At 44.0% G+C, this 19,634-nt stretch carries 18 protein-coding genes, 2 tRNA genes and 1 pseudogene; 10 read left to right on the forward strand and 11 right to left on the reverse strand.

Going from position 1 to position 19,634, the window contains the following annotated elements:
• Positions 1 to 16 precede the first annotated feature (16 nt).
• Positions 17 to 1,843: an aldehyde ferredoxin oxidoreductase family protein gene (locus QXV08_RS02060; protein WP_342784441.1), complete on the reverse strand. Its 1,827-nt coding sequence runs from the start codon at positions 1,841 to 1,843 to the stop codon at positions 17 to 19.
• A gap of 162 nt (positions 1,844 to 2,005) precedes the next feature.
• Here QXV08_RS02060 and QXV08_RS02065 point away from each other — a divergent pair, with 162 nt between their 5' ends.
• Positions 2,006 to 3,307: a phosphoadenosine phosphosulfate reductase family protein gene (locus tag QXV08_RS02065; RefSeq protein ID WP_342784443.1), complete on the forward strand. Its 1,302-nt coding sequence runs from the start codon at positions 2,006 to 2,008 to the stop codon at positions 3,305 to 3,307.
• A gap of 7 nt (positions 3,308 to 3,314) precedes the next feature.
• On the opposite strand, the gene QXV08_RS02070 is transcribed toward QXV08_RS02065, so the two are convergent.
• From QXV08_RS02070 to QXV08_RS02105, 8 genes are all read right to left on the reverse strand, one after another.
• Positions 3,315 to 3,388 (reverse strand) — tRNA-Ile (locus tag QXV08_RS02070).
• A gap of 95 nt (positions 3,389 to 3,483) precedes the next feature.
• The gene (locus QXV08_RS02075) at positions 3,484 to 5,046 is read right to left on the reverse strand and encodes a proton-conducting transporter membrane subunit (RefSeq protein WP_342784445.1); all 1,563 of its coding nucleotides are present in this window, start codon (positions 5,044 to 5,046) and stop codon (positions 3,484 to 3,486) included.
• Between the two features lie 16 nt (positions 5,047 to 5,062).
• Positions 5,063 to 5,548, reverse strand: a complete 486-nt coding sequence (locus QXV08_RS02080; protein WP_342784447.1) for a Na+/H+ antiporter subunit E — start codon at positions 5,546 to 5,548, stop codon at positions 5,063 to 5,065.
• Entirely contained in the window at positions 5,545 to 5,949 is a 405-nt protein-coding gene (locus QXV08_RS02085) for a sodium:proton antiporter (protein WP_342784449.1), read from the reverse strand. The genes QXV08_RS02080 and QXV08_RS02085 overlap by 4 nt, the downstream gene beginning before the upstream one ends.
• Complete coding sequence (locus QXV08_RS02090) at positions 5,946 to 6,683, reverse strand: Na(+)/H(+) antiporter subunit B (protein ID WP_342784451.1); 738 nt, start codon at positions 6,681 to 6,683, stop codon at positions 5,946 to 5,948. Before QXV08_RS02090 ends, QXV08_RS02085 begins: the two co-directional genes overlap by 4 nt.
• Positions 6,684 to 6,685: 2 nt before the next feature.
• Positions 6,686 to 6,934, reverse strand: coding sequence for a hydrogenase subunit MbhD domain-containing protein (locus QXV08_RS02095; RefSeq protein ID WP_342784453.1), 249 nt, complete (start codon positions 6,932 to 6,934; stop codon positions 6,686 to 6,688).
• Positions 6,931 to 7,287: a monovalent cation/H(+) antiporter subunit G gene (gene mnhG, locus QXV08_RS02100; protein WP_342784455.1), complete on the reverse strand. Its 357-nt coding sequence runs from the start codon at positions 7,285 to 7,287 to the stop codon at positions 6,931 to 6,933. Before mnhG ends, QXV08_RS02095 begins: the two co-directional genes overlap by 4 nt.
• The gene (locus QXV08_RS02105; protein WP_342784457.1) at positions 7,284 to 7,562 is read right to left on the reverse strand and encodes a monovalent cation/H+ antiporter complex subunit F; all 279 of its coding nucleotides are present in this window, start codon (positions 7,560 to 7,562) and stop codon (positions 7,284 to 7,286) included. Before QXV08_RS02105 ends, mnhG begins: the two co-directional genes overlap by 4 nt.
• Positions 7,563 to 7,748: 186 nt before the next feature.
• Here QXV08_RS02105 and QXV08_RS02110 point away from each other — a divergent pair, with 186 nt between their 5' ends.
• From QXV08_RS02110 to QXV08_RS02145, 8 genes are all read left to right on the forward strand, one after another.
• The gene (locus tag QXV08_RS02110) at positions 7,749 to 8,696 is read left to right on the forward strand and encodes an ABC transporter ATP-binding protein (protein WP_342784459.1); all 948 of its coding nucleotides are present in this window, start codon (positions 7,749 to 7,751) and stop codon (positions 8,694 to 8,696) included.
• A complete protein-coding gene (locus QXV08_RS02115; RefSeq protein ID WP_342784461.1) occupies positions 8,696 to 9,493 on the forward strand; it encodes an ABC transporter in 798 nt (265 codons plus the stop codon). Before QXV08_RS02110 ends, QXV08_RS02115 begins: the two co-directional genes overlap by 1 nt.
• Positions 9,493 to 10,260, forward strand: coding sequence for an ABC transporter permease (locus QXV08_RS02120; protein ID WP_342821386.1), 768 nt, complete (start codon positions 9,493 to 9,495; stop codon positions 10,258 to 10,260). The genes QXV08_RS02115 and QXV08_RS02120 overlap by 1 nt, the downstream gene beginning before the upstream one ends.
• Positions 10,261 to 10,265: 5 nt before the next feature.
• Complete coding sequence (locus tag QXV08_RS02125) at positions 10,266 to 10,796, forward strand: DUF998 domain-containing protein (RefSeq protein ID WP_342821387.1); 531 nt, start codon at positions 10,266 to 10,268, stop codon at positions 10,794 to 10,796.
• Positions 10,797 to 10,870: 74 nt separating this feature from the next.
• On the forward strand, positions 10,871 to 11,137 hold the full coding sequence (locus QXV08_RS02130; protein WP_342821388.1) for a 30S ribosomal protein S25e: 267 nt from the start codon (positions 10,871 to 10,873) through the stop codon (positions 11,135 to 11,137).
• Between the two features lie 109 nt (positions 11,138 to 11,246).
• Positions 11,247 to 13,691 carry a thermonuclease family protein gene (locus QXV08_RS02135; RefSeq protein WP_342821389.1) on the forward strand — a complete coding sequence of 815 codons (2,445 nt, stop codon included), beginning with the start codon at positions 11,247 to 11,249 and terminating at the stop codon, positions 13,689 to 13,691.
• A gap of 82 nt (positions 13,692 to 13,773) precedes the next feature.
• Positions 13,774 to 13,849: transfer RNA gene (locus QXV08_RS02140), tRNA-Gly, on the forward strand.
• A 229-nt stretch (positions 13,850 to 14,078) separates the two neighbouring features.
• Positions 14,079 to 15,446, forward strand: coding sequence for a glycerate kinase (locus QXV08_RS02145; RefSeq protein WP_342821390.1), 1,368 nt, complete (start codon positions 14,079 to 14,081; stop codon positions 15,444 to 15,446).
• Positions 15,447 to 15,479: 33 nt separating this feature from the next.
• Here the strand turns inward: QXV08_RS02145 and QXV08_RS02150 are convergent.
• Positions 15,480 to 16,838: pseudogene (locus tag QXV08_RS02150) on the reverse strand (GntP family permease).
• Between the two features lie 469 nt (positions 16,839 to 17,307).
• Positions 17,308 to 18,801, reverse strand: a complete 1,494-nt coding sequence (locus QXV08_RS02155; protein WP_342821391.1) for a carboxypeptidase M32 — start codon at positions 18,799 to 18,801, stop codon at positions 17,308 to 17,310.
• A 393-nt stretch (positions 18,802 to 19,194) separates the two neighbouring features.
• Here QXV08_RS02155 and QXV08_RS02160 point away from each other — a divergent pair.
• Positions 19,195 to 19,634, forward strand: a 440-nt coding sequence (locus tag QXV08_RS02160; protein WP_404991075.1) for a M20/M25/M40 family metallo-hydrolase, incomplete at its 3' end; no start/stop codon positions are given.

The following is a 19,634-nucleotide window of genomic DNA, read 5'->3' on the forward strand; positions in this document are numbered from 1 at the left end:
AAAAATATTTAGGTATCTACTGTAGCTTCACAAGGTCCTCTAGAACAGGTATTGTGAAGTCTAGCCCCAGCTTTATGAGAGTCTCCTTCTTTGGGACACCGTTTTCATCCCAGCCACGTGTTTCATAGTATATCTTTAACATTTCACTGTATTTAGAGATATCTAGGTGTGAACCCGCATACGGTCCTTTTGTAAGTGGGTGTTTAAACCATCTGGTGGGCGGGTAGTCCATCGAGCTACTCCAACCCATGTATTCGCGTATCCAGAATGCCCTTATCAACGTGTAGATCCTGTTGGCAGTAACGCTTATATCGTCGAGGCTCCATTTTAAACCAGTTACAGCTGAAAGGAATCTTGGGTAGTACTCGAGGTCGAGGCCTACTTCAACCCATGGAAGCCTACATGTTGTCAGCGACTCAAACATTCCTCCACGCATGTTTTGCAGGAAGATTAAGCGTTCAACCTTATCCCTGCTATACGATGATCTATCCGTTCTAACTTCATAGCTTATTATCCAGGCATCCTTATGGTGGGCTCCAATAGGAGATGTGCTATATGCCAGGGCCATTCCGGGAGTTGTGTGACAATTGTATGCAGATACCTCTAAACCCTTCACATGCATAGCGAAATCGAGTGCTTCACTACCAATACTCCTTGCCATCCTCATAACTCCCTCAGCTATGAATGCTCCTAACCCGCGTCTATACGCTGTATCAATGGTTATCTCTCTCACGGCTTTGAAGTCGCCCCATTCAATTCTTTCTTTAACTAACCCTCTCTCGCTGGCCTCCATATAGAACCCTATCGAGTTACCCAGGCTTATGGTATCTATCCCTAGTTTATCAGCCAGCTTATTTATCTCGGCAACTCTTTTCAAGTTCTCTAATAATATATTACTGCCCAGCATTGCAACGTTCTCATAGTCTAGTTCGCTCTCCTCTCCTACTTCATCGCCAATAACATTACCGCACTGCATATTACAGTAAGGACATCCTCTTCTATTTATCTTCAGTTTTTCCATTAAATCACCGCTTATGGTTTCATATAGCTCCCACACGCCCTCCCTAAAGTTCATTGTGGGTAGGACGCTGTTTTGATGACTCCACTGTATTGTGGACATTGTGCCTTGTCTAATCCAGTAATCATAGTTATCGCTACTCTGAATCTTCTTATAGGCTTCCTCGGATATTTTTCTAAGGGCCTCCTTATCGGCTACAGGCGGCTCCATGTTTCCCTTGATCACTATCGCCTTCAGCTTTTTACTGCCCATTACGGCACCCATACCTGGGCGCCCCCCGCTTCTCCCCTTCTGGGATATCACTGTGGCGTATCTAACCATGTGTTCTCCCGCCGGCCCGATTTCAAGTATGCCAATGTTTCTACCATGTTCTCTAACCAGTTTTTCCTCTGTGGTGAAGGTGTCAAGCCCCCATAGATCCTCGGCACTCCTGAACTCTACTCTACCGTTTTCAATGTAGAGGTAGACGGGTTTCTTGGATGCCCCTGTGATTATGAGTGCATCGTAGCCACTGTGCTTTAAGTGGTGGCTGGCCATGGATCCTATATTACCATCCCCATAGCCATTTGTCAGCGGGCTCTTAGATGCGACAACCAGTTTACCGCTACTGGGTAATGGTAGCCCTGAGAGAGGGCCTGAGGCCACTATTAATGCATTATATGGTGATAACGGGTCCACTCCTGGAGGGATTAGATCCCATAGGAGTCTAACCGCTAGGCCTCTTCCACCGATGAATCCATGTAGTATCTCTGGCTCTATGCTTACCTCTTTTACCTTACTCCTGGTTAAATCTATTAGTAGTGCCTTACCCCACCAGCCATACATATACATCACAATAGATATTAAACGCCTTTAGAGATATAAATTTTATAGCCCTGTATAATCTGAGGCGGAATCTATGATTCCTGTGAGGATTCCCCAGCTTTAAATACTGTGTAGAGATTGCTATTATACCCTGATAGTGGAAGCTGTATAGAAGTGGTATTCATGGGTAACGACGTCATCATTGATGATGGATGGGTGTGCTGGGATAACAAGAGGAATGCTCCTAGATTAAACTGTAGGAAATGGAGGATGAGGCATGATTACTGGCTGGCGGGTTCATTCGAGAAGAGGCTTGTAGAGGAATTGATCTTAGCCGAGTTCAAGATCCATTATCGTCTTCAAGATAGAAACGTGCTCATCCATCGTGCACCTAATCCCTCGTCACGGAGCATGTTAACACTAGAGGTTTTCGCTGATGGGGTGAGACTGGGTGTGGTGGAGTATAGGATAGGGGAAAAATGGATGATCCATCCTAGCGGTGGGTTAGCCAGTCTACTCAACAGTCTAGGTGCATACAGTGTTGAGGCTGAGCCCGGCTATGGGAGATGGTTGAAAGGCAAAAAAGTGAAGGTGGTTGGGGATATAAATGGTCTGCGATGGATTCTATTAGACTTAGACAAATATGTCGGTGTTGCAAGGGTTATTGATGCATCAAAGAAGCTTGTCAAAGTAAAGGATGTAGCACCGAAAGGATTCAAGCCTCTCCCAGCTACAGGTATTATACAGGTTGTAGAAGCTAATAGAAGCCTGCTTGAGACAGCCATCAACGAAGCTGTGGGCTTCCTGAAGAAAACACTGGAGAATGTTACGGATGGTATAGCGGTCTCCTATAGTGGTGGGGCTGATTCAACGGCTTCACTGGTTTTATCTCAAGAGGCGTTAGGTCATGCAAGGATAAAGGTGGTCTATGTAGATACAGGTATGGATCTACCCGGTGTCAAAGAATATGCTCTAAGAATACTCGATAAACTCGGCTTAACGCCTCATGTAGTGTCTTCGGGATTGGATCCACTCAACGAGATTGCTTCTCGTGGACTACCCACGCGCGATAACAGGTGGTGTACTAGAATACTGAAGCTTGAACCCTTAAGGAGATTCTACAGGGAACACGATATAAGATTCGTTATCGATGGATCTAGAAGTAGAGAAAGCAGTAGTCGAGCCGAGACGCCGAGGATAAGTAGAAATCCCTTAATACCTGAAGTCACAAGGATATTACCGATCAAGTGGTGGAGTAGGTTACTGGTTCAATTATACCTAGTGAACAAGGGAATAGAGTTAAACCCCTTGTACGACGAAGGCTTCACCAGGCTAGGCTGTATACTGTGCCCTGCAATGCATCCACACGAGCTTGAATTATCTTACACCAAACACAGGTACTGGTTTGAGAGATTACGGGAGGTCACTGGTCTCTCGATAAACGACGTAATGATGTATTTTTACAGTGAGAAAGAGAAACAATAATTGATTATGGGCCCGGCGGGATTTGAACCCGCGTCCTCCCGGTTATCAGCCGGGCGCTCCACCAAGCTGAGCTACGGGCCCCAGGTATCCACAAAATGTATAATGGAATTTAAAAGTTTTCCTGCTTTCACTCCTTTGTTGTATATACTGTGCCTGGAAAAACCAGGTTTCTCAGGTTAGATTAGTGATGATGCTAGTTGCTCCATGTATTTCACGACGTCTGCAACCTGGTTGACGGACTCCATGAATAATGCATCAAAGAAGTCTTGGCGAAACAGGAGTAATATCCCCACGATCGACGTGAATAACGCGATGGCCAGGGTGGATGCTTCTGAAAGCAGGAACCTTTTTCCAATAGTCTTCCTTGCAGGTGCCTCGAAGACCAGTATGAAGAATAACCTCATATATGCTAGTAGACCTATAGCGCTTGCAATCAGCATAACTATAGCGAATACAGGGTTGTAACTGAATAACGCGTTGTATAGGAGTAGCTTGCCTAGGAAGCCTGGGAGAGGCGGTATCCCGGATAACGTGAGCAGGGATATAACGCTGGCTACTCCGGGTATGATATGAGTCTTAAATGACCCGGCTAGATCATTTATCCTACGGCTACCAGTGTATTTTATCAGTAAGCCCGTACTCAGGAAGAGGGTGGATTTCGCAAGCGAGTGTACCACAGTGTAATATAGGAATGCCAAGATACCGAGTGGGCTTAAGACTCCTATACTCATGAATATATAGCCTGTGTTCATGACTGTGGAGTAAGCTATCATTCTCTTTACGTCTTCCTGGATATTCATTAGTAAAGCACCTATAACTGCTGAGAAAGCCCCGGTTAACACGATTAGGAACGATATAACATCCCTAGCCGGGGTCAATGAATCCAGTATGCTTCCACCATATATCAGGTAAAGGATTTTATATAGTCCCACAGCACCAGTGTTAACCATCAACCCGCTCAGCATTGCTGAGACAGGTGATGGGGCTGCTGGATGCGCGTCAGGTAGCCAGAAGTGATTAGGAAATACACCGCTTTTAATGCTGAACGTCCAGAACGAGATAGCCATGATTAAACCTATTGACACGGCATCGTAGCCTGTACCCATATACGTTATTGAGCTCCCCCGGTATCCATGCGTCTTCAACGATAAATCCACGAGGTTCAGGGATCCATATACATTATATATTATTGCCAGTGCTAGAAGGTAGAGGGTTGTACCCATGGCTCCCACGAAGGCGTATTTTATACCTGAGACTATCGGGCCAGCCCTGTGCCTGTAATACATTACAAGCCCGTAGGATGATACACCCGTGACCTCCAACATAACGAATAAATTGAAGACATCCGATGTCATTATAACACCCAGTATGCCTGAGAAAACCCCTAACATAAGTGTTACATACCATGGATATCCATCATCCACTATGTATTCCACACTGTACACCATGATCACGGCTAGGATGAGGCTGGTGGTTAACGCCAGTATCCCTGTTAATTTATCAAGCGTATAGGTTATTCCAAGTGGTGGAGGCCACCCACCCATGAGATAGGCTTTGGGTGTGTTACTCTCGTATGCTTGAATAAACCCCAGTATCGATAATACAAGTGTGATAAGGGTGAATAATACTCCGTGAACAAATACTATGAGCCTGCTCCTGGAAACTAGGTATACGAGGGGTGTGAGAAACGCGCCCAAGACAGGTATAAAGGGTATTAAGCCGATTACATGGGGGCTCATCTAATCACCTGCTTTCTTAATCAAGTATTTTCGAAGCATAGGTCTCGAACTCCTTGCTTATTAAGCGCCTAGCCTCTAAGGGGTCCTTGGTTGATACATTAATCCAGTTCACGTAGAAGAAGCCGTCTCTCTCGTCAACGACAACAGTACCTGGAGTATTTGTAATGGAGCTAGCCACTAATAACCTGGCATATTCTGAGGTAACTGTTACCGGTATTTTAACTATACCGGGCTTAATATCCATGTTAAAGATTCTCTTTACAACATCCATATGCGACTTGAACTCTATTATCGTGAGATACTTGAAAAAGTAGAATATAAGTAGAATGAGTCGCTGGGGTTGTAGTATCTTACTCGGGTTCCTAATCAAGTACTTGCCCGTAACTAATCCAGTGATGGTGCTTACCAATAGTCCTGTAGCAATATCGTATGGCGTGAGGCCGCCTGCTACGAGTATGTATACCATGAATACTAGTAGGGCTGTCGCTAACTCCTCTATCATTCCTCAGGCACCTCCTTTAACGCGGCTTCCACTAGCTTCCTTGCATCGGTTGTACCTTGCAACTTATATGCTTGTATTATAGCGAATGCTATCAATGCGTTCACAGCCATACCTATAACTATGCCTGTTAACACGAGGGCTTGTGGCAGGGGGTCCACGGCATGCTGTTTTAAATACTCTAGGTATTCACTGGTTAGACTCGTGAATATAGGTGGCACTGATGGATAGACTATTCTATATCCTATCATTATGAATATCACGAACACCGTGTCAGATAACATGGTTAGCGATATCAACTTCTTCACTAGGCTTCTCCTATACACTATGCCATAGATCGAGATCAGGGAGTTTAAGACCACTACTATTAATAATATAGACCAGGCAAAAGCCTCAGCGCTCACTTCTCCTCACTCTCCGCTCCTGCTAGTGATAGATAAATGAATACAGCCGTGAAGCCGGAGGCTACAGCTATATACTCGAATAAATTATAGAAGAAGAGGCTTCCACTGGTAAGCATCCCAGCTATGTGTGAAGGGTAGAAGCTGATATTTGATACAAGTGGGAGGTTCTTTAGAACCGGTAATAGCGCTACGACCCCTATCGCTGTAAGGGCTATTCCACGGATTGCTATTAGCTTCTCAGAGGTTATATTCATATTAAGCAGTGAATACACTGAGAAGATGGGTATGATGAGTAGGAATGCCACAGCAAGCGTTGAACCACCCTGGAAGCCTCCCCCTGGTGTTAAGTGGCCATGTAAAGCTATACTAGCTGATGCACCTATAATCATTACCGCTATTATTTTAGTAGAGGCCTTGGCAATGCCTGTGAGGCCGATCCCCTTCATCGCTGAAGCCCTGGTTTTAACCCCTCTGAAGACGCTTAACCCACCTACAATGGCTAGGAAGAATACGGCCGTCTCATACACGGTGTCCAAGCCTCTATAGTCCCATACGATTGCTGTTACGGCTTCAGGGCTCATGGAGGAGTATGGGCCGAAGTAAGTGTTCTCTATGTAGGTGAGTCCTAGGGTCTTGATTGTGGTGGGCGGATTCACCAGGTTAAGCCACGCTAATACCAGTGCACTTATAATAGTGAAAGCCAGTAATACTGTTAAAACCAGGTACCTATTCATGTTTACACCTCGTACTTCTCGGTCTTGCTAACCACGTATACTAGTATTGCAGAGTAGATCCCAACGGATACAGCAATATAGGTTAACACTATGTCGGTAGCGGCGAAGGCGTGCAATATGATGCTATATGCTATGCTTTGCCCAGCGGAGAAGCCTATCGCCTTCAATAGATTCTTCTCGGTTACAGCTAGGTAAACAAATACGAGGCTTAGAAGACTACTGAATACAAGTAGAAGTATTGTCAGGATCACTTCTCATCCTCCTCAAGGGCGTCATATACTGGGTTCCATTCAATGCTCTTGGACTTGTGTGCAGCATAAGCGAGGACATGGCTACCGACCGGTGCAATTATAAGTAGTATTATGGCTGTTGCGAAGGCTCCACCTGCAATAATGAATCTGCCATCTAACTCGGGTAAGCCAAGCGCGACTAATGAGACGCCGAGCAATGGGAGGACAGCTCCATATATGGCACCTATCGTCGCGGCGTGTAGCCTCACGTAGAAGTTTGGGAATCTTAAGAGCCCTATTGATGCTATGAAATCGAATACTCCGCCGATGATTAATAACGCTGAGCCAAGCCAGAATAAAACAGCCTCGATCAAGCCTCCACCCTCCTTGATGCAAGGTATTTTGATACAAAAACATCGAGCAGGTATGCCCATAGGGAGAGAAGTAGTGATGGAGTGATCATTATTGGCGAGCGATAATAGAGGGCGATTAATGCTAGGAATACTGCTAGGTCGTATGCTATACAATCTATGGCTAAAACTATATCAGGTATTGAGGGACCCTTGATGGCTCTGAGCGTGTAAAGCATAATAGCTCCCAGATAAAATGGTGCTGCAATTATTGTCAAGTATTCTAGATACTCAAACATACGTTCTACCCATTTTCTTAGAGAATTCTCCAAGTATAAATATTTTTATGAAATACCAAGTATCTGGGCTTGTAAACCAGCCCAGGCACCTCACGCGTACGATTCAATGGCTTAAATCATAAAGTTTAAAGGCGGAGTTAACATGATTAGTTAACTCTATGTAAAATACCAATCAGGGTTTTAGCAATGAGTAGAACCCACGCGGTTGAAATACGTTCTTTTACTAAGAAATTCGGTGATTTCACAGCTGTCGACGATTTAAACCTGGATATATATGAGGGGGAGATCTTTGGTCTCCTCGGACCAAACGGCTCTGGTAAAACAACGACCCTGCTTACCATAGCCACTATATATAAGCCTACGAGCGGCGACATATACGTGTATGGACACAGCGTTACACGAGAGGATTACGCTGTAAGAAAAATCACTGGGATAGCCTTCCAGGATCCCAAAGCCCTCTGGGTGGATAAGCCATATGATCTATTAATGTGGCATGCAAAGGTGGTAGGCTATAGTGGTGAAGAAGCTAGGAAAGTAGTAAGGGAGGTTATGGAAACCCTGGGGCTCTGGGAACACCGTAATAAATACTTCTACCAGTTAAGCGGTGGCACTCGTAAAAAAGTGGAGCTGGCTAAGGTATTGATTCAGAAGCCGAGGCTCGCAATACTGGATGAGCCAACGGCTCAAGTAGACGTCTTAGCAAAGCATGCCTTATGGAACATAATAGAAGGGTTGAAGAAGGAGGGTACAACCGTTATACTTGCAACCAATGATATGTTTGAGGCGGAAAGAGTGTGCGAGAGGATAGCTATAATATACAAGGGTCGTCTAAGAGCACTTGGAACTATCAGCGAGCTCAAGGATATGATTCCAGGCGGCGACGTGGTGGAGATACAGGTTAACAATGATAGACTTCCCAATACTATTGTAGAGAGGCTTAATGAGTATGGTAGAGTAGAGTTTAAGAATAGTATTCTCAGGGTATACCTTGAGAAAGGGGAGGAGAAGGTAGTAGATATAGTGGACTTATTAAAGAAGAACAATATCACCGTGTCAAGGCTGATGATCAAGGAGCCAACCCTCGACGATGTATTCACATATTTAACAGGAGCCAGTCTCAGGGGAGAGGGGTAGTGTTCTCTCTTAGTGATCTAAGGAATTTAATCCATATTATCGAATGGGATTTAGAGAGGTTGAAGACGCAGAAAGTCTTCGTTGCAATGAGGCTTAGCTGGTTTGTGATCCAGGTATTCATATTTGCAAGAGCCATGTCCCTTATAGTTAGGCAGTTAGCCGGGATAAACTACTATGAATTTTACCTGCTAGGAGTATACGTGTCGATACTGTATTCAACAAGCATATCAAGGGGATACGTGATAGCGGATGAATTCGATGATGGAATAGTCGAATACCATTTATCTCTCCCCGTTAAAAGAAACATCTTCGTGCTGGGCAGGATACTTGGGTGCTCCCTTGCTGCATTATTATTCACATTACCCATGATGCTCATCGTATTAATTGCTGTGAATGCTTTAAACCTAACCGGCTTACTCGTCTCAATAATAATGGCTTACATATTCTCCATCGGTGTAGTGGGTTTAGTGATACTCGTGGTGGTAAATGTGAAGTCAACCGATGCAACCGATATACTCTTCGGCACCATTGACGCCATACTGGTAAGGTTGAGCAGTATATTCTATCCATTACCCATAATACAGGCGATAGGGATAGCCCCTTACTATTATGCAGCGTTATTCAACCCCTTAACAAGCATCACGGATTTCATAAGACTCCTATTCATACCCGAGTTCACGGTATACACTATTTCCCCATACGCACTAGTACTTTACATCCTGGGTTTCAGTATCGGGATGAGTATACTGGCTATAGAGCATTATACTAAGAAGCTTGAGGCAGGCGGGTGGAAGTAATGCTGGAGGATGTCAGACTGATACTACTTATTGCGCAAAGGGATTTATCGCGTTTCTGGCGGTATAAGTACTGGCTGGCTGGTCAGGTAGCTATGAACCTAGCCGATATACTTATCTTTGGATTGATCTTCAGGGGGATAGTTAACCCAGTACTTATACCGGACTACATAAAGTTCATTACGCCGGGGATCCTAAGCCTCTCAATATTTATTTCATCCTTCAGTATTGGTAGGGAGGTCGGTATAGAGCTGAGGAGGGAGGTTACATTATACTTGGTTTCACTACCGGTTAAGAGATCAGTGCTAGCGATTGGACGTATAGTAAGTGGGGTGCTTAGGGGCCTAATTTACCAGTTTGGCTTCCTATTATTCGCTGTGATAATACTGGGGATGCCGTGTTTAACTAGGTGGCTCTACATACTTTATACAACTCTTCTACTAGCGGCCGTGATGGCTAGTCTCTCTATTTCGCTGTCGACTGTTACAAGGGACTTCAACTTGCAGGCTACAATAAGATCGCTTATGTACAATATACTCTTCTTTGTCTCAAATATATTCTACCCTGAGACAGTTGTGAAGGCTAGGCTGGGGTTCGCCTCCCCGATAGTCAATTATTCTCCCTTATCCATGGCTACCAGTATATATAGATGGAGCTTCGGCTACATTGAAAGCATAGATCTCGCCTACAATGCTCTTGGGCTACTCGCTTGGACAATAGTGATATTTATCTCAGCGTATAAGCTATATATTAGAAACCTGGTTGAGTGAGGAGTATGATGACTAGGTACCTGCCCCTAGCCTCGGTAATAATACCTCTTATATGCATACTTGCATCGATGACGTACTCTCCATGGTTCAATATATTTAGCAACGCTCTCAGTGATCTAGGGCACGCAGTTAAAAGCAGTGTAGCCCCCCTGTTTAATATAGGACTCGTATTCGGAGGGCTTTCAGCATACACTGCAGCCATTGTGTCGCAACGTATAGATAAACACTACAATATGGTGCTCATGTATACAGGTGTCTCATTAATCCTAGTCGGAGTATTTGATGAGGTATATGGCTTGCTCCACTTTATTGTATCAGTCTTATTCTTCATCGGGATAGCGTTGTTTCTGTTGCTAGCAACCTTGAAGGAGGAGGTGAGGATTGTTAAACTATACTCGGCGACGGCACTAGTTGTAGTAATAGTGGTTTGGACTATTTACTTCACATATAGGGTGCCGAGGGGAGCGGCTATACCAGAGATCACCTCTGTCGCGTTATTCGCTCCAGTCTACCTCTATATATATTTTAGCAATTAGTAAGTGGCATCTTTGAATCTCTGAAATAATTTTAAACCTTAAATACTACTCATATAGGAATTAGGTGATTACACATGTCAGAGAAGAAGAAGCCTGCACAGCAAGCGTCCAGCGGTAAAGAATTCAGGGCAAATATATTTGAGCCTACAGAGGACATCTTGAAAAGACTTAAGACAGCGGTATCCAAGCAAGGGGTAAAATACTATACGCCATACATACTCGCCCAGGAGCTCAATATTAGGGTGAGCGTTGCCAGGAAGATACTCAGGGAAGCCGAGAGGAGAGGAATACTTAAACTATACAGTGGCGGCAGGAGAGCCCCGATATATGTTCCGGCTTAATACTGGTTTTCAACCGCTACATAGTGGAGACTCCCACTAGCCTATCTCTCTATTCTTAACCAGATTTTTATTTTACCAACGAATATATTTATTATGAGGTGTAATTATGATGGGTGGAAAGTCTGTTGCAACTATCTTATTAATGTTCCCGATAATCCTCTCAATAGCATCCATACTAATATATCATGTGCCGGGAGTAGTGGGCACATACCAGTTACCATTCCCAGATGCGAGGGTCGTAGTTACAAGTGTGGTGGACGGTGACACATTAAGGATCGCACCAGCAATAATGGTTGCAGGCGATTACAGGGACACTGTTAGGCTGGCTGATATCAATGCCCCCGAATTAAATACCACCGAGGGGCAGGACGCACTCGGCAATCTAACCAACCTGGTCACTACATATGGACCAGTCGTCTACCTCGACATAGACTCCATTAAAGGCGTCGATGACTACGGTAGGATAATCGCGGTAGCCTATCTCAGATATAATTCAACACACTTACTCAACATCAATGAGTGGTTAGTGGAAAACGGATATGCCCAGGTATATAATTTCACAGACAACGAGTTCAACCCCAGTACATGGAGTCTATACGAGGAATACTTGGACACCAATGACAACTCTCCCACGGTATCATCGACAACGATAACTAGTTTTAATCCCGGATATTATTCAACACATAATGGATTCATGTATACTGGTTACAGTGGAAGCCATGTATTCGCAGTGATGGAGGAGTATTCCTCAACGAATAACCCACGGCCTAAGGTGATAGCATGGATAATGAATTCTGGCGGAGGGGTTTACACACCAACTATTCTCACATGCTACAATGGAACATCTATAAACGGATTCCAGGGCTTCGTTGGCGTTGCATCAAATAGTAGTGGTGTACTAGTGCTATGGAGCCAGTTTGAGGATACTATTAATGGAACAAGGTATCAGAGGAGCCTAGAGTACGCGTTCATAAACTATAATGGAAATATCGATGTGCAAGGATATATAGGTATCGAGAACTTCCAGTATGCCCCGGTGGTGTTCAGACTACCAGGTTACGATGGATGGCTTGTGTCATATATTACGACTATAAGAGATAGTGCGACAAACATCTATACCAGTTATGTCAGGCTTGCAGGTATTAATAGTGGTCTAGGCTCTCCTGCAACCCTCTTGAATTCAATAGTACTGGCCTCTCAAACTAACGTTAGTCAAACAGTTAACGCTACAGCAGTCGGCTTCGAGTATCTCTCAAGGGTTATGGTTGACACTGTAAGTGGTAGGGGTGTGATAGTTGCTAGGGGCTGGAACCCCGATACATGGCATGACATAGGACTTGTAATGTACTATGTAAACTCCTCGGGTATGCCGGATCTAGTCTGGATACCGGTTGATACTAGGCCTGGGTCTCAGGGGCCTTCGCCTATCTCAGCTAGTACTTCGCATCCGTATTACTATCACGCATTATACGGTAATATCCATACAGCCATGAGCACTGATGGCTCGGTATCCCGTGTCCTCGTTGTATACAATGGCACTAGTACTACACTGGATTACTTCGTCTACGATGTAACAAATAATATTACTGTGAAAGAACCAAGCACCCTGGCTAGTGGTCTACGCGATAACTACTCCTACTACCCCTACGTCATACCCCTCAATGGAGGTGGATGGATTGTAGTATATAGCGATGGCTATGGCAACTACAACGCGACTCTAGTAGACTTTAACGGTATCATAGTTAAGAGCGTGCCAGTGGCTGCAAGCATAGACTGGGTTAGAGGGCTCTATGACCCCGTTAGAAACATGGTTCTCCTAACCTTCAGAGAGAAGATAAATAATAATACTGTGATAGCGTACTATAGGCCTGATTTAACACCATTGAATTACACTGTGAAAACCTTGAAGACAATCCCACTTTTCCCAGTAATGGTTGCTGATAATAAGCTATTGATCCTAGGGGTTGGAAGCACTATGATAGTCTCTGTTGAAGGAGTCTATAACGAGCCTAAGATACTCACTCCAACCACAACCACCACTACGACTACAACTACTACCACTACGACGACTACTACCACTACTACAACAACGACTCCTACGACTACGACCACTACGACTACAACGCCGGGTATGACTACAACGGTGACGACAACGGTAACTCAGGTTGTAATAGTGCCTACAACTATTACATCAACTATAACTGTAACTAATATTACTACGGCCACGGTGACCTCCACTGAGACCGTGACTCAAACAATTACCACGCCTACCACGTTAACCATTACTAAGACTGAGACCGTGACTCAAACCACTACCCAGCCTGTAACCACCACTGTGGCCAAGACCGATACCACTACAGTTACTGTTAAGGAAACAATTCCAACCACAATGACTCAGATATCCACTATCACGGTTACTAATACCGTGACTCAAACCACTACCCAGTCAACTACTATAACCGTGAAAGAACTCGACTATACTGCATCAATAGGCGTAGGTATAGGTGTGGCCGTGATTCTAGCCCTGCTACTCTACTATATAACACGTAGATGAATCGATATAATAACCTAAGCATGGATCCGGTAAATCATGAATTTTTATAAATTCAACCATCATAATCTATTTATACGGATGAGCGGCGGTCGTCTAGCCTGGACTAGGACGCCGGCCCCCCAAGCCGGAGATCCCGGGTTCAAATCCCGGCCGCCGCACTACTCGTCTCATTTTTCACTAAGTTAACATCGAACTCAATATACCTTAACAAGTAAAACGCGGAGGGTTGGTGCGATTTATCAATCCTAGAGTTTTTAACACTCTCTAATTTCATAAGTACAGCTTGGTCTATTAATGATATATTGTATACAATGATAAATGGTCATAGAGTTAAAGAGAAGTCAGTTTTAATTTTAAATATATTTTGTTCAATAATTGCTAATTGGGATGCTGTCTATGAGCCGTATAATTAATTTTGAAGAAGTCTCGGTTAAACCATGGTTTTCATTGCTTGCAACAATAATGAACAAGGTATTAGAATATGCAGACCCTTATAACGCGGTAAGGAGACATGTGATTCGTGAAGGAAATATTCTCATTATTGGAGATAAACGCGTTGAGGTAAATGGCGGATTGCACGTAGTGGGTTTTGGAAAAGCCTCTAAGAGGATGCTTGAGGCCGTACTGAGCGAGCTCGGGGATTTAGTTGTGGGAGGCGTTGTAATCACGCCTGACATGGAGGGGCGTCTTGGACCTGTTGAATTACTAAAAGGGAATCATCCCATCCCAGGAAACGATACCTTGAAGTCATCTAGAAAACTATTAGAGTATCTTACAAGTAAAATAAGCTCTAATGATGTATTGATCGTGCTTATATCTGGTGGAGGTTCAGCATTGTTTGAAATACCTGAAGAAGGAGTAGAACTTAAAGATATTGAATCGATTACCAAGGAATTAATGAAGCGAGGCGCCAATATTGTTGAATTGAATACAGTAAGGAAACGTTTATCAAAAGTTAAAGGTGGGAAACTACTTAGGTATATAAAAGCCCAGCATACAATTTCTCTCATTATTAGCGATGTAGTAGGAGATAAACTTGAATTCATTGCCTCCGGACCAACAGCTCCTGATTCGTCAACTTGGATTGAAGCATATAGAATACTTGTAAAATATGGATTATGGGACGAGTTAGAACCACGAATTAAAAGTATTTTCGAGAAGGGATTGAAAGGAGAGATAACGGATACTTTGAAGAAGGATGATCCGATTTTTTCAAAGGTCTTAAACTTTGTTGTTCTAAATAATAAAATGGTTTTAGAGAATATCGCTTCGGACTTGAGAGAGTGGGGATATAAAACTCTAATATTGACCCCGTTCCTGGAAGGCGAGGCCAAGGAAGTTGCAAAGGTTTTAGCAGCTGTGGCTAAGAGTATAAGACTGCTTTCTCAACCGGTTCGCCCTCCTGCAGCTATAATCGCTGGCGGTGAAACCGTTGTTACTGTTAAAGGTTCCGGAGTTGGTGGAAGAAATCAAGAACTATGTTTATCGTTCGCCATAGCTATAGCTGGTGAGAAAGGCATATCAGCAGCCTGTATGGGCACAGACGGGATTGATGGAATTAGCCCTGCTGCAGGAGCTCTCGTAGACTGGGAGACAGTCTCTGAAGCGATACAGCATGGCTTAGATCCGGTTAAAAGTTTAAAAAACAACGATAGTTTCACGTTCTTTAATAAACTTAGAAAAACATTAGTAACCGGTTATACTGGAACAAACGTTAATGACATTTTCATATCCTTGATAGATGCCTATAAGTGATAAAAAGATATAATTTTTGGTACAACTTCCGGTTTAAATGAAAACTACAGATAGTATCAATACCGTGATGAAAGCCGCTAATCCTTCAATCAAAGTTGCCATGGTTTGAAGCTTATACCCTTGTGTTGGCGTCATGCCAGAGAAAAGCGTCACAACCCAAAAGTAGCTATCATTTGCATGACTGACAACCATTGATCCAGCACCAATTGCTAGTGTAGTAAAAACTCTACCCATTACAGTATCAAGGCCGAATGTAGAAAGAAATGGTGCCATCACTGCAGATGTGGTTAATAGGGAAACAGTTGACGAACCTTGCGCGGTTTTTAACAATGCGGCTATGCCAAAAGCTATTGTTAATCCTAATAATTTCCCTCCGCCGTAGCCAGAGGCTAATGAACCGAGAAACTCACCTATTCCTGTTTGTCTTATTACGTATCCGAATGATCCTCCTGCTCCTGTTATCAATATGATTATTGAAGCTGTTTTCAGGGCCTCTCCAACCCAACCTTCCGGTCCATATACTTTTTCATCAAATTTAGGTACTAATAGGAATGAAATAATCATACCGATGAAAAGTGCCATGACCGGCTCTCCCAAGAACCTTATAATATCTACGTATAATCCGCTTCCAAATGGTTTACTTGGGAACTCTGCCACCGATTTTAATACTATTAACACGATTGGGACGATTAATGATGCGAAAGCTAGGCTAGCAGGAGGCAGCTTCTCATATTCTTCTCTAATTTTCTCATAGCCGACTTCGACTTTCGGTTCTATGTATATTTTGCTACCCACGAGCTTAGCGTAGAAAAGCCCTGAAAGAGCTGCGGGGACTGCCACTACCAGCCCAAAAAATATGACAAGTCCGAGATCCGCTCCTAAATTTGCCGCAGCAGCTATCGGACCAGGGGTAGGTGGAACTAATGTATGAGTAGCGTATAAACCTGTACTTAATGCGATAGCACTTACTGTTATCGAGATCCCAGCCATTTTAGACAATGCATGATTCAATGGGTTCACTATTACGAAGCCCGAATCACAAAAAACAGGGATTGATATAATATACCCTATAATGTTCATAGCCTCGGGAACTCGTTTTTTACCTACAATTCGTAGAACTGCTTCAGCCATAGAAACAGCTCAGCCAGTCTTCTCAAGGATATAACCGATAATTGTTCCTATAGCTATGACTATACCTATTGATCTTAATGTTGCACCAAATCCATCCATAACAGCTTGAATAGTTTTGACGGGTCCCAGCCCAGAAGCCAAGCCTGTTAGAATAGCAATGCCTAATAGAACAAGGAACGCATTTACTTTTATCTTGCCGGTAAGATAGACCATGATAGCTATCGATATTGCCAGAACTCCTAATACAATCCAGCCATCCACGAAATACTCACCAGTTCTTTATAATTAAGATATGCGATGTATTTAAATATTACGGTTGACTTTTCCAGCAAGCCTCTCCTCCTTGTTCTAAGGGGCGAGGTCTTTGCGGGGGTTAGAGGCTACATTCAGCGAAGGCTGAGGATTCGGCTCCATGTCTGGCCTTAGGCGTGTACCCCTACCCTGCTTGGTACATGGCTTGAGGTTATGGGCTTCTTCCTGGGCAATATATTGAATGCTAACTAGGTCTACATTCACAATTAATACTTTATTGTGCCTGAAGCACTTGAGTAGCCCTTTCCATCCTCCTGTGATCTATGTGCGTCCTACATAACGAGCATATTGTCAACTATACTCCCCACTTACCCCCCTCGGCTATCCCAAGATGAAAATGTAAACCCAAGTAAATAGAGGAAACCAATGAACCCCTAAAGGAAACCCCACCCTTTTAGGGCGAAGAGGAGGTCAGAGATTAACCCACGTATTTCTCTTTCAAATATTTTACGAGTGGTTCTACCGAATATTCCTCCCCGAAGACCATTCTGAGAAGCTCTTTAGGTGGGTATGTCCTACCGTACCTGTGAATCTTATTTTTCAACCATTCTCTTATAGACTCGAATTCTCCCCGGGAGATCTTCTCGGATAATTTCAGTTCTCTCTCAATATGGTGCCTAAGCTGGGCTGCTACAATGTTTCCTAGAGTGTATGTTGGGAAGTAGCCTATCGAGCCCATACTCCAGTGAATATCCTGTAGAACTCCTTCACTGTAAGTCTTAGGTTTAACGCCAACCAGCTCCTCCATCAAGCTGTTCCATAGCTCAGGCAGATCACCGGCTTTAACTGAGCCTTCGATCATCAGCTTCTCAAGCCTAGCTCTCAATACTATGTGGAGGTTGTATGTGACTTCATCAGCCTCTGTGCGTATGAGGCTTGGTCTAACAGTATTGAAGTATAAGTAGACGTCCTCAGGCGTGAATCTGCCTACCCACGGGAGATTCTTTCTTAATATAGGATATATGAGCTCTACGAATTCACGGCTCCTACCGATTACATTCTCCCAGAAACGGCTCTGCCCCTCGTGAACGCCTAGGCTCGCGCCTTCGGCTAGGGGAGTGTATTTCAAGCCTGGGTCGATCTGCAACTCGTAGAGAGCATGGCCAAACTCGTGTATAGTGCTCAACAGGCTCCTCTTGAAGTCGAATCCCTCATACCTTGTTGTAATTCTGACATCGTCCAAGCCGATGGATATTGTGAAGGGGTGCGCTGAGACATCGAGCCTAGATCTCTCGCCAATAGGAAAGCCTATAATCTTCAGGACCTCTAGATTAACCCGTTCCATCCAGTCTCTCTCATACCATTCGTCTTCCAACGGGTGTCTCTGAGGGAATCTGCCCTCATACACGACACTACTCAGCAAGGCTTTCAGCTCTTTAGCCAGGGGCTCTAAAATTCTATCCACGTCTCGCGTGGTCAAACCCTCCTCGTACAAATCCAGCAGGGCATCGTATGGGTGCTCCTTCCAGCCTAAGTAGTCCGCCTTCTCCCTCGTGAGTTTGATTATTTTATCTAGGTAGGGCTTGAACTTCTCATAGTTGTTTGCTTCTTTAGCCATCCTCCAGGCATGTATCGCCTCCTGAGTCGTCTTCTCTAGTTCAGCTAAGAGGCTTGGAGGTATCGCCTTCATAATCCTTATCTCACGCTGGAGTACTCGAACAACACCCTTCTCATAATCATTCAATCCCTCTAAGCCACTCGCTTTATCGACAAGCTGTACAAACTCGGGTTTGAGTATTAACTGCTGGGCAAGTAGGCTGAGCTCAGCTCTGGCGATAGCCCTCTCTTCCACTCCTGCCTTAGGCATATAGGTCTCGCTATCCCAGCTCATTAGAGATAATGCATGACTTATGGACCATATCTGCCTATACTTTTCAATTATCTCCTTCACGATCTCGTTTTGGAAGTACATAGCCATAACCACATTATCTTAAACGTGCCTCAACTTATATTCTTAATCCTTAAACAAAATTATAGAGTAAGGAAGGATTAATCGGATTCCAGCCTGGCTATATTAACTGGCGGCTTAGACACTAGATCCTCTCACCGAGGCCGACTCGAAGCAGATGATCCCAATTACCGGGAAGCCTCTTCTACAATTTGATTGATATGATGGTATAGGAATATTTGGGTTCAGCCATGTTACTGTTTCAGTGAATTGTGAATGCTGTGTTATTAAGAATGAGGATTATAACTGAAAGCTCCTTCAATAGGATGTCTCTATATCTACTTTTTAATTAGTGTCGGGATCAATGTTATAATGGTGATAGGATTGCTTGATAGGGTGATCGCTAGAATAGATTCCATGCGGGATGAAATGGCTAGGACTCTCTCCGAGTTGATCAGTATACCGGCCATTGGGCCTGACAATGGTGGTGAAGGCGAGTACGATAAAGCTGCTAGATTGCTTGATATAATCAAGGACTGGGGCTTTACAAAGATAGAGAGGTATGACGCTCCTGATCCCCGTGTTAAACACGGTGTAAGACCCAATATTCTAGCATACTATGAGGGCAGCGACCCTAATGCGTCTAGGCTCTGGATACTGAGTCATCTCGACGTTGTTCCCCCAGGCGATTTATCCAAGTGGACTGTTACAAAGCCGTTTGAACCCGTTATCAGAGACGGCAAGGTTTATGGTAGAGGCAGTGAGGATAATGGACAGGCAATTGTTTCATCCCTTTACGCTGTAAAAGCCCTCATGGAGTTAGGCTTAAAACCTAGAAGAACAGTGGTATTAGCCTT

Source organism: Desulfurococcus sp. (assembly GCF_038881575.1).
GTDB lineage: Archaea > Thermoproteota > Thermoprotei_A > Sulfolobales > Desulfurococcaceae > Desulfurococcus.

Excerpts from the sequence above, each read along its gene's own strand:
- QXV08_RS02060 (WP_342784441.1), bottom strand. The coding sequence starts at position 1,843 with ATGTATGGCTGGTGGGGTAAGGCACTACTAATAGATTTAACCAGGAGT.
- QXV08_RS02065 (WP_342784443.1), top strand. The coding sequence starts at position 2,006 with ATGGGTAACGACGTCATCATTGATGATGGATGGGTGTGCTGGGATAAC.
- QXV08_RS02075 (WP_342784445.1), bottom strand. The coding sequence starts at position 5,046 with ATGAGCCCCCATGTAATCGGCTTAATACCCTTTATACCTGTCTTGGGC.
- QXV08_RS02080 (WP_342784447.1), bottom strand. The coding sequence starts at position 5,548 with ATGATAGAGGAGTTAGCGACAGCCCTACTAGTATTCATGGTATACATA.
- QXV08_RS02090 (WP_342784451.1), bottom strand. The coding sequence starts at position 6,683 with ATGAATAGGTACCTGGTTTTAACAGTATTACTGGCTTTCACTATTATA.
- QXV08_RS02105 (WP_342784457.1), bottom strand. The coding sequence starts at position 7,562 with ATGTTTGAGTATCTAGAATACTTGACAATAATTGCAGCACCATTTTAT.
- QXV08_RS02110 (WP_342784459.1), top strand. The coding sequence starts at position 7,749 with ATGAGTAGAACCCACGCGGTTGAAATACGTTCTTTTACTAAGAAATTC.
- QXV08_RS02120 (WP_342821386.1), top strand. The coding sequence starts at position 9,493 with ATGCTGGAGGATGTCAGACTGATACTACTTATTGCGCAAAGGGATTTA.
- QXV08_RS02125 (WP_342821387.1), top strand. The coding sequence starts at position 10,266 with ATGATGACTAGGTACCTGCCCCTAGCCTCGGTAATAATACCTCTTATA.
- QXV08_RS02130 (WP_342821388.1), top strand. The coding sequence starts at position 10,871 with ATGTCAGAGAAGAAGAAGCCTGCACAGCAAGCGTCCAGCGGTAAAGAA.
- QXV08_RS02135 (WP_342821389.1), top strand. The coding sequence starts at position 11,247 with ATGGGTGGAAAGTCTGTTGCAACTATCTTATTAATGTTCCCGATAATC.
- QXV08_RS02145 (WP_342821390.1), top strand. The coding sequence starts at position 14,079 with ATGCTGTCTATGAGCCGTATAATTAATTTTGAAGAAGTCTCGGTTAAA.
- QXV08_RS02155 (WP_342821391.1), bottom strand. The coding sequence starts at position 18,801 with ATGTACTTCCAAAACGAGATCGTGAAGGAGATAATTGAAAAGTATAGG.